A 15120-nucleotide genomic window follows, 5' to 3' on the forward strand; every position below is an offset into this window, starting at 1 on the left:
AAGCGTGCAGGACTGGCGCAAGAACATGTTGCCAGTGCGCTTGTGAATTTTGGCTCAATGCCCTGGACCAGGAATGATCTGGAACTCAGCCATCGACTTCGCAGCATGCCGGGCATACGGTCAATGGACCCTTACTCAATGAGCGTTGAGGCCCACTTCTTTATGGAGTCCAATCGCTTTCTGAATGAACTCAAGTCCGGGATGCGCACCCTGGAAACCCGGCTTGTAGCCGAGCAGGCCCAGCGTCAGGCTGCCGAGGCCGCTCGTCTTCACGCCCAGCGCGTTGCGCAAGAGGCTGCGCGGATCAAGGCAGAAGAGGAGGCGCGTGAGCTGGCCAGGCGTCAGGCCGAGGAAGCCAGGCAGGGCGCTCTGGCGCTTGCACGTCGTCAGGTCGAAGAGGCAGCGCAAGCGTTGGTCACCCGTCAGACGGTGGGTGCTGCGGTCACCAATCACCCGCAGGCTGAGGCTGGCAGTGTTATCACCAAGCCAGTGGCGTGGGTTCCAGGACCCGACGCCAGCCAACAGATCAAGTTGGCGCTGAATAATCTTGGAGCAAGCATCGAGGCTGCGATCATGACCTTTCATGAGGCGATCCAGCCGCATGCGAATCTGTCCGACGATGTCCGCTTTGACCACGTCCTCAGGATCAGCCAGAGCGCAGCTTGACCCTCGGCCCGGAATCTGATGATTCCGGGTCGAGGATGTAGCTGTGCTTCAAGGTATCAAACGCTCCGCACGCAATTTGTCGAAGACATCGAAAAACGCCTGGTCACTGGCCTGGTAGGCGCTAAAACCCAGCATCCGACTTTTCGACATATCCGTGACCACTTCAATCGGGCGTCCAAGGTCCGCATCGGTGTGCCATGGAGACGTCAGGCGATTGATGTTCGTTTCTCGCAGGTCATGCTGGGCAACGATCTGGCTCCAGGTGCTTTGATCGTCAGCCATTTGTGTTTCAAGCGGCGAGGGCGCGGAGGGAAAGTCGGCCGCTTGCAGGCCGAAATAGTCGGCGATCCTGCCCCACATCCACTTCCAGCGAAATACATCGCCGTTGGTGATGTTGAACGCCTGGTTGGCTGCTGCCGGTGTTGTCGCGGCCCACAGCTGTTGCTGGGCGAGTTGCCGGGCGTCGGTCATGTCGGTCAGGCTGTCCCATTGCACTCGTGAGCCGGGAAACACGAACGGGCGACCTGTGTGTTTGCAGATGCTGGCGTAGACGGCGAGGGTCGTTGCCATGTTCATCGCATTGCCGACTGCAACGCCTGTCACTGTATGCGGGCGATGTACGCTCCAGGTGAAACCGTCCTTTTCGGCGGCGGCGAACACTTCATCCTCCTGGGCGTAATAGAAGTTTTCCACGTCCAGACGGCCTTGATCCTCACGGAACGGCGTCTGTGGAAGGCTGCCTTTGCCGTAGGCTTCAAAAGGGCCGAGATAATGCTTCAAGCCCGTCACCAAAGCCACGTGCTTCACGCTTCCAGCCGGGCGGATGGCATCCAGCACGTTGCGCACCATGGCGGCGTTGACTCGAATGTTCTCTGCTTCGGTCGCTTGCCGTGACCAGGTGGTGATGAATACATGAGTGGGTTTCAGATCTGCCAGCGCCGAGCGCAGCGATGCCGGGTCCTGTAAATCGGCAGCAACCGGAATCACGCCCTGAATGGATGACGGATTACGCGAAAGCGCCGCGACCTGCCAACCGTTTTCAATCAGCAGCCGGGTGGTTGCTGTGCCTACGATGCCGCTGGCACCGACGACCAATGCTGTCTGGGTCATAAGAGCTCTCCAGGAGTCCAGGAATGTAGGTGTCTGAAACCCGCCGTCCCGGAAAAGTTCAAGATCAGGCTCTCGGCGATTCGTCTGCAATCGGTCAATCGGCGGGAACTGTTATCCGCTTGTCGGGTTCTGCTGACTACCAATAACGCAACCGCTGTTGGGTCTTGAACGGCTAGAAGGAGGTCAAATCATGAGCGACGACAAGCAGCAACAACCGCAGGAAAAACCTGAGGACGATATTCCGGCTCATTCAACCGAGAAGGAAAGGGAGCGGCTGAAGGACTTCAATAAAGACGGTATTCCGCCGGGGGCGAGTTGAACGGCGATGCGTGCATTCTGACTTGGCAACGGGAGGTCATTGTTTTTCTGCTAATGATGACGAGCGTACCGTTAGTGTCGATGCACGGCATCGCTCCGGCTGAGTCAGGGTCGCAATCAGCGTCATGATTGGAACCGGCATCAAGGGTGGCCAGGTAGCGCCACCGATTGTCGTCTGTGCTCAACCCATGCTTCGTGTCGAAAGAGTTTCTAGGCATGTGTTTTTGAAAAGAGGTTCATGGCTTGCGTCCGCCGCCAATCAACAAGAGTGAAAACACAAGGAGGAAGATCACGAATATGGGTAGTGCGAAGCTCAAGGGTGCCGCAGCATAGTATTGGAGAAGCTCGGTAATCATGAGGCCAAGCTCCGCAGTTGGAGGACTGACCCCAAAGCCTAAAAAGCCCAGTGTCGCTAAAATCATGATGGCTGAAGCTGCACCAGACGCGGATAGGGTCCTGAGCATGGGCGACAATTCAGGCCATAAGTGTCGGCGTAATACGTAGAGCAGCCCGAAACCCTCCAGACGGCTGGCGGCCACGGTCGGCGAAGCCAGTACTGTGCGTGAAAGCGTGCGTGTCATGCGGAAGTATTCAGTCCATAACACCAATGCGACAGCGCCATACAAAGCCAGAAAAGACCCAGGCATGATCGCGACGATAAGCAGTATCAGCAGTAGTCGTGGCAGGGCGAGAAATATCTCGGCCAACAGACTCAGACATTTATCTATGACACCGCCTTTCCAGGCAGCAAGGATGCCCAGCAGTATTCCGGGGACTGCTGCCGTAATGACAATGACTAAAGCGAACCCTAGCGCCAGACGTACAGCGGCTGATAGCCGAGCGAGCATGTCGCGTCCAAGGTTGTCTGTGCCTAAGAGGTGTGCAGGCACGGGACCTGACAGGATCGCTGCGAAATCTTGCTCTGCGATACCCAAACTCCAAATAAAAGGCACCAACACGGCAAACACAACAAGTGATACGAGGATAAAGAATCCGGCGATGCGGGGCAGGGCATGCATCGTTGGAGTGCGGCTCGGGATAGCGACTTTGTGGCTCATGAGTTTCTCCGGCGAGAATCGATAGAATGGTTTGCCAGGTCAACAACGGTTTTAAGGATCACGAACATCAGCCCGATAGCCAAAGCGGTGCCCTGCACCATGAGTACGTCCCGCTGAACGATAGCGTGCACCAGTCCTTGGCCGATGCCGGGCCAGGAAAAAAGCGTCTCGACGACAATGACGCCCTCGATCAGAAACACAAGCTGTACGCCGAGGCTGGTCACTAATGGCTCTCCGATTTTGCGCAAGCCATGTTGCTTGAGTGCGTTGAAGGCACTAAGTCCTTCAAGTCGCTCTGAAGCGTATTGGGGCGATGAAGTGATTGCTGATGTGGCATCGCGAGCGATAACTGCAGACACTGCCGCCAAACTCAAAGCGAGGGTGATCGTTGGGAGGATTGAGTGAGCAAATGTGCCATTCCCGTTAGACGGGAGTACCGCCATTGCCACTGCGAAGATCAATATAAGGATGATGCCAAGAACAAACTGCGGAATTGCGCGTGTCGCTGTGCTTAAGAACAACAGGGCGCGATCCAGGAATCCACCCGTGCGCAAGCCCGCAATAACCCCCAGCGGCGGCCCGATGAGCAGGGAAAGTATCAAACCGCTGAGGGCCAATGGAATTGAGCTACTCAAGCCCTGAGCAGCCTTGTCCACTACGAATTCCCCCGAGACCAGCGATTTGCCGAGATCAAAGGTCAGCAGGTCGCCCATCCAGCCCAAAAAAAGCGACATCAGCGACTGATCAGGGGGCAAGTTGGCACCGCGCTGAAGGATTATTGACAAAAACGTCAGTGCTCCGACCAGTAATGCAACCCATACGGCTTGCAACAGCCTGGCGCTCAACAAGCGAATCATGCTGCGCACTCCTCAGCGATAGCAGGTAGCGGCTTGCGAGTGGCGTACACCCTGCTGATGTAATGGAAAATACTGTGCGGACGCGGCGGCTTTGGTTGCAGAACTGCCCCGGTGAACGGTTTTATAGTGATAGTTGCGACTGCCGACGACTCAGCGGGCGTTTCCGATAGAGCGGTCATCAGTGTGTTGTTTTTGATGAGCATTGGATGTCCATGTCGTGAGAATACGAAAGTCTGCTCGGGCAAACCGTGTTGATGGGGATTACAAGTCTGCGGCGTCCCGCAGTGATACGCCGTTCAGATTCGAGGCGTTCAACGCTTCAAACATTTCCCGGTCACAAATGGATTGGACTCCGAGTCGAGGCTGTCGGAAGACGTGGGCTTTACCCACCACCGATGGCCTGAAGATGAGGCTGGCGCCCCCCGAGATGCTGTAAAACCTGAGGTCTTCTCCGGTGCCATGATCACGTTCGTATTCGATCCTGACCCGTGAGGCCTCTTCATCAAGCGCGTCCAGATAGCGCACCACATTACACAGGTAGTATTGGGGGCCTGCAGAACCGTCGGCTCGCGTGAAGTCACACGCTGTAAACGCGAACGCCCCGGGATCTACCGATTCAAATACTCGCTTCAGGGCTTGCGAAACTATCCAGATACTGGCCAGGATTTCAAAATCCCTTGGTGATCCGCCCAGCTCAGGCAGGTGAACCAGTTGGGGTCTTTCAGGATATTGATTGGCGTCGCCATTGGGTGGCTCCATTGTGTATCTGCCGGGAAGAAGAAGGTTTTTCTTGTTGGCGATTTCCAGCCCGGGTCCTATGCCGTCACTCCAATGACTCGCACTGAGGACGAAATACCTGCCTTGCTGACAGGTATGTGAGGTAGTGGCGGGAGTTTCACGTCGTTCACTCATTGTGGCCTCAATGGTGGGTGCGCTGGCATGCACCCTTCACCTGAAAGTCTTCTGAGTGGATAATTAAATCAACGGCTGATATTTGAAATAGTACACCTGTACTATGTTTGCCTTGTGTGGCAAGTGCTAGGTTCAACCCATTTAACTGGTGAGTGTAATCGTCCGCTAAATGTTTGAATAGTTAAGGGCGCTTGATTTGCAACAGGCCTGAAGTCCATGCTGAATCCATGCTGCTGTCGGGCCCTGACGCGGCTTGCAATCCATTGATGTAAAAGAACTTCATCCCGAATGGGCCACGTGACTAGAGCGCATTCTGAGTGTGCTCCCTTCATATAGGTCATCTGTACTATTGATGTGATTGCGATTCAGGCATCAAATACACTGGCAAGCCCGGTAAAAGCATTTTTATTAAAAATGCAATATTACCAAGTTTAAAATTCGCTGGTTTCTGTGAATCGTGGAGTACTTATGAAGACTAACATAAAGAAAAAGCATTCGCCAAAAATTGGAGTGGCTCTAGCCATTGTAATGGGACTCGCATTCAGCGGTACTGCAAGTGCCTGGACATTTGAAAATGGCTGGAGCTGCCAGAATAAGTGGTATCAGATGGGGCTTATTGAACTGATTGCTTGTGGTGGTGGAGGCTAGGGTTAAACAAGTTTGAACGGGTCGTTCGCCGGCTCTGGACCGGATCAAGACCGGTGACGACCATGAGTTTAAGGATGCCCAGGACCGTGTACGCTGGTTTGCTGAGTCGGCCTGGGCATCATGAATACATGGGCGCTAGCTATGACACGAGTGTAGGACGTCCGCAACTCACAGATCACTATCAGCAAACCGTGTCGGTGAAGACTGCTTCGCTAATGCTCAAGACATCGTCGTGGATTATTGCCTGCTCTTCCAGCAACAATGCGGAACGGGTGTTCACCGCATTTTGTACCGGTAGTCAGTGGATTTCGCTGGACGTCACTGGACTGAAGAAGTGGAGCGGGTAGAGGGAATCGAACCCTCAACTAAAGCTTGGGAAGCTTTCGTTTTGCCACTAAACTATACCCGCTAAAAGCGGCTGACTTTGTACCAGATGCCTGTTGCTAATTAAAGCGCTAATTTCACCCAGCTGCGCTTTCAAGCTGTATTTCGCCCAGGGAAACCATCCGCCAAATGCCGCTTTCCGTGCGATGGCGAATGGTTCCTCGGCTCTGTCGAGCGCCGGGCTCAGAAGGCGAATGCATGGTGCTGAGTCTGGCTGTAGGCATGGCGAGCCGGTTCTGCGACGGGTTGCAGGAAACCCAACAGCGCCTTTTTCGAGTCGCGGCAGGCGGCCTTGTGTTCCATGTCCAGAAAGTGCCCGGCGGCTTCGATAGTGCTGAAGCTGCTGTGCTGCACGTATTTGGCAAACAGCACCGCGTCATCCGCTGCGGTGTATTCGTCCCAGGCTCCGTTCATGAACAATACGGGTACGTTGATGTTTTTCGCAGCGGTCAGGTAATTGCTCGGATCGATTTCCAGTACCTGGCTGATGTGATAGTGCATCTGGTCGTATTCGTGCAGGTCCAGGCTGCTGACGTGCCGATAGTTGAAACGCTTGAACAGCGACGGCAGGTGTTTGCCGATGGTGTTGTTGATCAGGTGGCCTACCTCATAACGATTGTGGTCACCCAGGTGTTTCACGCCGCGATGCAGATAGTCGCGCATGTGTTCGTTGAGGATCGGCGAGAACGAACTGATGACGGCACTCTCGATACGTTTTGGCCGATGCGACAGCGCAACCAGAGCGGCGGCTCCACCCCATGAAAACGACATGACATGTTCGGCGTTGAAGTGGTCGATCAGCTCCAGCAGGATCTGGCCTTCCATTTCCCGGGTCAGCGGTTTTTCATGCAGGTTGTGTGGCTTGGATTTGCCGGCATAGGGTTGATCGTAAAGCACCACGTTGAACTGTGGGTACAGGTTGCGTACGGTCTGGGCAAAGGAAGCGGTAGTGGCCAGCGAGCCGTTAACCATGACGATGGTTTTTTCCGCGGCATCTGCGCGGTAGAACTCCGTGTAAACCCGAAACTGTCCTTGTATATCAAGCACGGCGATTTCTGGCCTCATATGTATGTCTCCTGACTTACAGATATGCGTATGCGCAAGCGCAAATAAAAAAATGCACGGTTTGGTGACAGGTAGGCATTAGCCTTGAAGGCCCATGTCGATCCGAACGATCTGTTCGACAGGTATTGTTATTGGCGGGCAATTTGTCGTGAGCCCGGGGGCTCGGTACGGCAAAAGGTTTCTTAGAATGCGTTGCTGACTTATCGGTCACATGCGGACTGACGATTGGATTCAAGCAGGCGATCCGGGAACCCGCAAGTGCCGCTGGTATATTGATTCAGCTGTCCGCCGAATGGTCGTGACTTTTTCAGATCGAGTGTATTTGTGCGCTGCTCAGTGCCTGATAGCTGCCGGGCTCTAGCTCGGGGTCCAGCGTTAGAGGCCCCATGCTTTCTCGATGCAGAATCAGTACTTTATTGTCGAAATGACCGAACATCCGTTTTACCTGATGGTAACGGCCTTCGACGATGCCGAGCCTCGCGCAACGTGGTCCGAGCAGGGTCAGCGTGGCAGGTTGAGTAGTGATGTTCTCGTAGGCAAAGTAAAAACCTTCGGCGAATTTTGCGATGTACCGTTCGTCGATCAGTTGCTCTGTTTCGACGTAATACACTTTTGGCAGCTTGGTCTGCGGCTGGGTCAGGCGTCGTGACCACTGTCCGTCGTTGGTGATCAGCATCAGGCCGGTGGTATTGAAGTCCAGTCGGCCGGCAATGTGCAGTTCGTGCTTGTCGGGTTCATCGAGCAGATCGAGGACGGTCGGGTGCTGGGCATCGACCGTTGCGCTTACATAACCGCGAGGTTTGTGCAGCATGAAATAGCGCGCCGCTTTACCAGCCTGCAGCACCTCACTGTCGAACTCCACCCGGCTGAACTCACGCACTTCATGGTGAGGGTCACCAGTGACCTGGCCGTCGACCCTGACTCGCCCGCTGGCCAGCGCCAGGCGCACATGCTGGCGATTGAAGCGAGGCAGATTGCTGAGGAAACGATCAAGGCGCATGATGAGGAAAGGGCGATGGGCAAGGAGCGCGCATGGTACGCCTATCGCTCCGGTTTGGCCTGCACGCTGTTGGCGAGGCCGGCGCAGCGCGGGCACAGGCAGGCCTTGTTGCGGATTTCGGCGGGCAGGGCTTCCAGTAGCGCCGGGTCGATGCTTTGCGAAAAGCACCAGCACGCCTGATCGACGGTGCGTGGATCGGCCAGGGTGCAGTGGTTACTGAAGCCACACACCGGGCAGCGCTCGGGATTGGTGTCTGTCGCTGTACTGTTCATGCTGGGATCGGGTTCTCGATGCAGACCTGATTGCGGCCATTGAGTTTGGCACGATAGAGCGCGCTGTCGGCACGCGCGATCAGGCTTTGCAGGGTATCACCGCCTTGCAGTTCGGCCAGACCGACGCTGACGGTAACCTGCAATGGCAGGCCGGAAAAGATATACACATGCTGCTCGGCCAGTTCGCGGATTTTCTCGGCAATGCGTTGTGCACCCGGGGTGTCGCTGCCCTTGAGCAGAATGATGAACTCTTCGCCGCCCCAGCGGCAAATGATGTCTGACTGGCGCAGACAGCTTTTCAGGTCATTGGCGAAACCGGCCAGTACTTCATCGCCAGCCAGGTGGCCGTGACTGTCATTGAGACGCTTGAAGTGGTCCAGATCCAGCAACAACGCGGTCAAGGGGATGCCGTCGCGCTGGGTATCCCTGAGCGTGTTGGCCGCCAGCAGGTTGAAGCCTCGCCGGGTGGGCAGGCCGGTCAGGCTGTCGAGCGTGGCCTGGGTTTCCAGCTTGTGCTGGTAGCTGACAATGATGCGATGCAGGAGCAGGACAATCACCAGCGTCACGACCAGGCAGATGAACAGGTTCAGGTACAGCGACTGGCGAACATCGCTCAGGGCGTTTTCTTCCTGTTTGTCGACGAACAGATACCACTCCAGTTCGGGAATGAAACGTACATTGAGAAAATGCCCTTCGCCGTCGTTGCGGTACTCAAAGGTGCCGTTGTGAGGTTTGAGCAAGTGCTCCTGCAGGTCTTTCATGCTGGACAGGTCCTGCAGCCGTTGCCCGATCATCGAGCCTTGCGGCCCGCCATTGGCGCCGGTCAGGACCAGGCGGCCAAAGGTGTCGGCAAGATAGACATTGCGCTCATAGCGCTGCTGGTAGCGATCAATCAACTGAGTGACGGCATCCACGGTAAGGCCGACCCCGGCTATACCGATGAAGCGATTGTCGTAATCGAAGACTTTGTAATTGATGAAAAAGGTCAGGTTGTCCTTGTTGGCCATGTCGGGATCGAAGCTGATTTCATACGGCGCATCCATGTCCCGCACTCGGTAATACCAGGCATCGCGAGGTTCGAGGGCACTGACTTTTTTCAGAATGCCTTTGGCCTGGTAATAGATATGAGTTGTATCGGAGACGAAGAAGGAAGTGTAGGCACCGTACTGATTCATGACCTCCTTGAGATAACGGATCATTTGTTCGGGATTGCGTTCGCCCTCGACAACCCAGTCACGCATGAACGTATCGCGGGCCATCATTGAGGAGATGAGAATCGGGCGAACCAGATCTTTCTGGATTTCTGAATAGACAGTATCCGAGGTCAAAGGCAACTCAGTGTTGATAATCCCGCTGCGAATGGATTCGCGTGAGGTGTAATAGCTCAACAGTGAGGTGGCCAGAAAACCGCTTCCGAGCAAAAACACTAATGTCAGTAATAATGAACGATGGGATGTCATTGCAGAGTGAAGAGGCATGAAAGATCCGCTTTCTTGAATATCCATGAGGGCACGCATATTAAATGAGTCCGTGACTCATTAATAATCGGATATAGGAAGCAAGTCTCTGGCCACTTTCAATCAGAGCGTAGTAATGAATACCGGCCTCAGCAGCGGGGCGTGATAATCCGGGGCCCGGCGCAGCAATTCGTCTATGGCGGAGCATCGGCAATGCACCAAAAGAATCCGGTCGTAATGAATTCCCAGCTCCCATAATGTATTGAACAGTTCCTCCAGAGAAGGCGCGCTCATTGCAAAGCGGTTACGCACCGTCAATATATCCATGGGCGTGGGCGGGAGTGAGTGTCTGAACGGCGAGACATTTGAATTGCGCACAATATGCGCAATGTCCTGATAGGTTTCATCCGTGGTCGTTTGAAACTTCGACAGGGTGTAATTCTTCAATCTGCCCGGGAGAGCGGTCCCGGCCATGAGCTTGTCAGTCACGACCAGAGACGGCAGTGAAGACGGCGGCATTGCCAGGGTATTGCCCGAGGCATCCGATATGGCAAATGTGGCGACTTTACCGCTGACCACCCGATGCAACTTTGGGTCGGAAAGAATATAGCCATGGGGTGCATAGGTATGTACCTGGGTTCCGTTGGGGATTTTTACCGTGCCACTCCAGGGCGCGTAATGGCCATGTGTACTGATAACCAGGGTGTTTGCCTGGCCTCTGCTGGAGGTCCAGAGCAGAAACTTTCTGCCCAGTTTCCAGGCATGAATGGCCAGATTGCCGACAATGGGCTGTGCGGGCACGGTCCAGAGCTTGAGCAGGGTGTCGGTGTGAAAGAATTTCTCCAGGCGAGTATTTCGCGGGCTCATCGAGCTGCGCAGTGATGAGGTCAGATTCATCGGGCGGACGAGGGCGCTGGAGCCTGTACGTGCGACGCTTCTGGCGGGTGCTGAGATTTTACTGAGAGCGCCCATGAGTCTTGGCGTAAAAGGCGCCAGATTGAAAAGCCCGAGCGTCAGGGCCGACAGGATGGCCTGCCTCTTTTCCTCATGGCGACTGCCGGGCTGACTGGCCGCTGCAATATTCAGCGAGGCAATGCCGATCTCTGTGGCCAGCGAAGCAATCAGGGCCGGCGTCAACAGAAAGGACATGGGCGCCAGCAGGAGCTGCAGATGATTGAGCCGTCCCGTCCAGTAGCGCAGCGAAACCTGTGCAGAGGTCACGATTTGCTGGCGGGCGTCTTCCAGTGCGTTCTGTTTCAGGGTCTGGCGCATGAAGGTGAACGGTGAACCGGGCAATTGGCGCTCAAGCCATGAATGATTCAGCGCCTTGCGCACATCGGGGTTGTACAGCACATCTGTCCATGGTCGCAGTATCGAAGCCGGTGGCGTGGGTGCCTGTGTTCCTGCCCAGACCTTGAGCAGGTACTCCAGTCGCTCCTTGTGATGCTGCGCAATGTAGCCCAGCACAGCGTTACGCCATTGCTCGTCGGCGCTGGCGTGCCTGAGGTATTCCTTGAGTCCGTCGTTATTCCTGAACTCGATGAACGCCTTGGGCAGCCCTGCCTGATAAAGCACTCTGTGCGATGTCCGGGAGTCTTCGAGGACCAGCAGGCCTGCGCAGTAGAGTTGTTCCGTGCCGTCGATAAACGAGCTTTTGACCGTAAAGCCCAAGGTGAGCCATCGACTTTGCGCTGTCGTCAGCGCGTTGACGACAGCGTCGAATCCGCTGCGAAGCAGGCTGCCCTGTTTCAGGCAAATCACGGCCTGGGTCATGAGCGTGGTTTTTAGGGCCTGCTCTATGGTGTCGGCCTGCCGCTCCCAGAAATCGTCGATACGCCCTGTCATCAGCGCCAGAAAGTCGATGGTTTTTATCTGCGTCTCGATGGCCTCGGCTGTGACAGGAAGCTCCTGGTCCGGCGACCAGGTGCCTTTGCCGGTCGGGTCCTGATATACCACCGAGCGACCGCCGTGGTCCGTGTATCCAGTCGGGTATTCGACCCGATAATTGTTCACCAGCGCTTCACTGAGGCTGACGGGTTTTTCACTGGGTACATGAACATGGCTGGCAGGTTGATGAATATTGCCCAGCGGCGTCCGCGAGGTTCCGCTTCGATAGGCGATGAAGACGTGATCCGGGTTCAGTTTTACGCCATGCAGCTTATGGATGACGGTCCCCATGAGGTGAGCCGAGATTTTCAGCGGTGACGGAATACGCTTGAGGATGGGCGGCTGTGCCTGCCAGAAATCCACGGCGCCGGCGAGGGTCAGCGCGCGGGCAATCGGCTTGAGCGGATCGATGACATGAGCACCGTCCTGGGTGGCCGGCTGGTCGAGCGCGAGCGCCTTCTGGGCGTCTGTCAGGTGGCTGAACAGATCACCCTCGATGACCCGCGTTTCGATGACCAGCGCCGTGCTTTCAACGGAAATATGCTGGCTGAGCCAGAGCCGGTGCAGCGTTGAGGCATTGAGTTCATCCAGCAGCTTCTGCGCCATGTGAGTCGGGTTGTCGCTGATGTATTCGCAAATGGCTGCCTCGCAGCCCAGGACATGAATGAAACAATGTGAGGTATTGCGCGACCTGACCTGAAAGAGTCCGGGTACCGCTTGGCCGTTCAGGGAGAGCATGCGTATTTCAGAGTAATCGCCTCGTGAGGCCGACTCCAGCGACTGGCCAGTGACGGGGAAGTTCTTGAACCCCAGTGCATCGAGGGTCAGGTGATAGCCGTCATGACTGATCCTTTTACGGGCAAACTGGCGAGCCAGAATGTCGAGAAAGGACAATCTGGCCAGTACCCGGTAAGTCGCTTCATGGTTACGCCAGAAGGCATTGATTTCGTCGCTGTAGCCATCAGCCCAGGACGAGTCGGCAATGAGTCTGAACATCGTCCTGGATGTCAGTGACGGCGTGGTCGGCTCCACAGGCGTGTCCTGTATCGTGCACCTCAGCAGGTCCTCCAGGCGGCTGGTGTCGAAGCACTCCAGGGCCAGTTCGGTCAGCGAGAGCTGCGCGCTGTAACGCTCTCGTCCCTGCTCGTCGACCGAAGGGCAGGCTTCCGTCGTGAAGGTGATATGCAGGTGATCGGGGTCCAGTGGCTTGCCGGTCTTTTGCTGCAGCAGGCTTTTCAGGCGCAGGTGAACGTAGGTCCGTTGTGGCGGCGGGCAGTCCATGTCCAGTTGCAGGGTTTTCAACAGCAGGACCGAGTCGGCAATCAGCCTGAAGCCCGGGCTTTCCCTGAGTCTTTTCAGTCTGTGGATGGCTTGCGCGTCGGCTTCGACTGAGTGCGGGGGCGGATTGTCGGGCTCAGGCAAAGGCCTTTCGCGGGCCGAGTAATACAGCGGCGCAAGGGAAAACGCGCCAGCGCCATTGAGGCTGTCTTTTCTTTCCGAATCCGGCCCCGGCAACATGACCAGATCGGGATGTTCCAGGTCCGAAGCAATAGAGGGGTATTTCCAGCGATCATCCATGACAGTGACATAGTGAAGTGAGTGGCCGCTCACTATGTCACTGGCGATACGCTCAAATTGCCTATCTATTTATGGATTCATGCCTGTTGCAGATAGGCCCGCCAGCCGCCCAGGTGGCTGATATCGATGGCGCCTTCCAGTCCGTACGGTTCACAGATGAAACCGCTTTCCCAGCGGCCATCGGCCAGTTGTACCTTGCCCAGCCCCAGGGGTGCCGGAATGCCGGTCAGGAACGATCCCAGCTCGCGGCTCGGCAACTCCCAGACTTCCACCTCGATCGCCACGCCCTGTTGCGCAACGCGCAGCATGCCGGGACGAAACGGCGGACCGCCCGCCAGCGCGTACAACTGATAGTCGGGTGAGCTTTGGGTCACCTCCAGCAAGCGTGCACCGCGCTGCTTGAATTGCCAGTTCAAGGCCAGCCCATCCAGATGAGCGCCACATACCACCAGACGGCTCATGTCATTGCGCGCCACTGTCATCGGTTGTGGCGTCATCGGCTGCGGCTGATCCGGGGCGTGGTTGCCTATCAGGGGTAAAGCGGTCCTGCGCTGCAAGGCATCGGCGACGCTCAGCAAGTATTGGTCAGTGAACACTCTGCCAAACACGGTAACGCCCCAGGGCAAGCCGTTGTTCATGACAGCACTGGGAACGGCAACCGCCGCGTAATCCAGCAGGTTGACGAAGTTGGTGTAATAACCCAGTTCCGAGTTGCGCTGCACCGGTTCGGCTTCCAGCTCTGCCAGCGTCACCGGCCGTCCGATGCTGGGCGTGACCACGAAATCCAGGTTCTCCAGGGCCTGGTCGCAGATCGCCTTGAGTGCCTGTAGCCGGTATTGCGCTCTGAAGGTATCGACCCCTGTCACGGCGGGAGCCTTGGCCAATACGGCGCGAATGACCGGCAGTACGGCTTCGGGAGATTCCTGCATCAGTTGCCCGGCGACGCTGTACCGCTCGGCCACCCAGGGGCCTTCATACAGCAGGCGTGCCGCTTCGAGAAACGGCGACAGATCCAGGGGCACCGCCTCACCGCCCAGCGCGGTCAGATCAGCGACCGCCGCGTCGAACAACTGCGGGCCTTGAGTGCAGCCGAAGAACTCCAGATCTTCAGGGCGTGGCACGCCGAAACGAAACGGCCGGGGCGTGCCGAACGCCGAGGCATCGTTCCATAGCGGATTGCTGCGGCTGTATTCATCACGTGGATCTGGCCTGGCGATCAGCCCCAGCAACTGGCTGGCTTCCCGGGCCGTGGCGGTAAACGTGGTAACGCAATCCAGCGTTCGGCAGGCCGGTACAACACCGGCGGTGGAGATCAACCCCTTGCTGGCCTTCATGCCGACCAGATTGTTCAGCGCCGCGGGCACGCGCCCGGAGCCTGCGGTGTCGGTGCCCAGCGAGAAGCTGCTGAAACCCAGTGCCACGGCCAGTGAAGAACCGGAGCTCGACCCGCCGCTTGGGTAGTCCTTGAGTATGCTGTTGGGGCACGCGCCATAGGGCGAGCGACTGCCGTTCAGGCCGGTGGCGAACTGATCGAGATTGGTCTTGCCCATGGGCACGGCGCCCAGCGCGATCAATTGCTCGACAACGGTCGCCGAACGCTGCGGTACATAGGAATACGCCGGGCAGGCGGCGGTGGTGGGAATGTCGGCAAGGTCGATGTTGTCCTTGATCGCGAACGGAATGCCATACAACGGCAGGTCCTTGAGCTCGCGGCTTTCCAGCGCCACCAGATAAGGCTCCAGTTCAGCCGGGCCGAGCAGATGAATGAACAGGTGAAACTCGGGGTTCAGGGCGGCTGCTTTCTCGTGCAGGGCCAGGATCAGTTGCCGAGGCGTCAGGCTGCCGGACTGGTAAGCGGCACGCACGGTATCCAGTCGCAGGTCGTTGGGCAGTACTTTGTGGTTCATG

13 protein-coding genes and 1 tRNA gene are annotated in these 15120 nt (G+C 56.6%); 3 read left to right on the top strand and 11 right to left on the bottom strand.

Annotated elements, in window-relative coordinates; translation table 11 throughout:
• Positions 1–138 precede the first annotated feature (138 nt).
• Positions 139–666 (top strand): hypothetical protein, encoded by a 528-nt coding sequence (locus tag ALQ04_RS03475; RefSeq protein ID WP_147466558.1) that lies wholly within the window; start codon positions 139–141, stop codon positions 664–666.
• A gap of 48 nt (positions 667–714) precedes the next feature.
• Here the strand turns inward: ALQ04_RS03475 and ALQ04_RS03480 are convergent, their stop codons facing one another.
• Complete coding sequence (locus ALQ04_RS03480; protein ID WP_122314468.1) at positions 715–1776, bottom strand: SDR family oxidoreductase; 1062 nt, start codon at positions 1774–1776, stop codon at positions 715–717.
• Positions 1777–1966: 190 nt separating this feature from the next.
• Between ALQ04_RS03480 and ALQ04_RS27130 the strand changes: the two genes are divergently transcribed.
• A complete protein-coding gene (locus ALQ04_RS27130; protein WP_259644891.1) occupies positions 1967–2095 on the top strand; it encodes a hypothetical protein in 129 nt (42 codons plus the stop codon).
• 235 nt (positions 2096–2330) lie between these two features.
• On the opposite strand, the gene ALQ04_RS03485 is transcribed toward ALQ04_RS27130, so the two are convergent.
• The 3 genes from ALQ04_RS03485 to ALQ04_RS03500 form a co-directional block, all read right to left on the bottom strand.
• The gene (locus ALQ04_RS03485; protein ID WP_122314469.1) at positions 2331–3152 is read right to left on the bottom strand and encodes an ABC transporter permease; all 822 of its coding nucleotides are present in this window, start codon (positions 3150–3152) and stop codon (positions 2331–2333) included.
• Complete coding sequence (locus tag ALQ04_RS03490; protein ID WP_122314470.1) at positions 3149–4009, bottom strand: ABC transporter permease; 861 nt, start codon at positions 4007–4009, stop codon at positions 3149–3151. The genes ALQ04_RS03485 and ALQ04_RS03490 overlap by 4 nt, the downstream gene beginning before the upstream one ends.
• 261 nt (positions 4010–4270) lie before the next feature.
• Positions 4271–4921, bottom strand: coding sequence for an imm11 family protein (locus tag ALQ04_RS03500; protein WP_122314472.1), 651 nt, complete (start codon positions 4919–4921; stop codon positions 4271–4273).
• A 468-nt stretch (positions 4922–5389) separates the two neighbouring features.
• Between ALQ04_RS03500 and ALQ04_RS03505 the strand changes: the two genes are divergently transcribed.
• The gene (locus tag ALQ04_RS03505) at positions 5390–5569 is read left to right on the top strand and encodes a hypothetical protein (RefSeq protein WP_117183870.1); all 180 of its coding nucleotides are present in this window, start codon (positions 5390–5392) and stop codon (positions 5567–5569) included.
• A gap of 335 nt (positions 5570–5904) precedes the next feature.
• Here the strand turns inward: ALQ04_RS03505 and ALQ04_RS03515 are convergent.
• From ALQ04_RS03515 to atzF, 7 genes are all read right to left on the bottom strand, one after another.
• A tRNA-Gly gene (locus ALQ04_RS03515) sits at positions 5905–5978 on the bottom strand.
• 158 nt (positions 5979–6136) lie between these two features.
• Complete coding sequence (locus ALQ04_RS03520) at positions 6137–7018, bottom strand: alpha/beta fold hydrolase (RefSeq protein ID WP_122314474.1); 882 nt, start codon at positions 7016–7018, stop codon at positions 6137–6139.
• A gap of 307 nt (positions 7019–7325) precedes the next feature.
• Complete coding sequence (locus ALQ04_RS03525) at positions 7326–8018, bottom strand: pseudouridine synthase (protein ID WP_122314475.1); 693 nt, start codon at positions 8016–8018, stop codon at positions 7326–7328.
• Positions 8019–8059: 41 nt separating this feature from the next.
• Positions 8060–8290, bottom strand: coding sequence for a cysteine-rich CWC family protein (locus tag ALQ04_RS03530; RefSeq protein WP_122314476.1), 231 nt, complete (start codon positions 8288–8290; stop codon positions 8060–8062).
• A complete protein-coding gene (locus ALQ04_RS03535) occupies positions 8287–9768 on the bottom strand; it encodes a diguanylate cyclase domain-containing protein (RefSeq protein WP_122314568.1) in 1482 nt (493 codons plus the stop codon). The genes ALQ04_RS03530 and ALQ04_RS03535 overlap by 4 nt, the downstream gene beginning before the upstream one ends.
• Positions 9769–9870: 102 nt before the next feature.
• Complete coding sequence (locus ALQ04_RS03540) at positions 9871–13212, bottom strand: dermonecrotic toxin domain-containing protein (protein WP_122314477.1); 3342 nt, start codon at positions 13210–13212, stop codon at positions 9871–9873.
• Between the two features lie 77 nt (positions 13213–13289).
• Positions 13290–15119: an allophanate hydrolase gene (gene atzF / locus ALQ04_RS03545; RefSeq protein ID WP_122314478.1), complete on the bottom strand. Its 1830-nt coding sequence runs from the start codon at positions 15117–15119 to the stop codon at positions 13290–13292.
• Between the last annotated feature and the right edge of the window lies 1 nt (position 15120).

The sequence above is a fragment of the Pseudomonas cichorii genome, from assembly GCF_003700275.1.
GTDB classification, from domain to species: domain Bacteria; phylum Pseudomonadota; class Gammaproteobacteria; order Pseudomonadales; family Pseudomonadaceae; genus Aquipseudomonas; species Aquipseudomonas cichorii_B.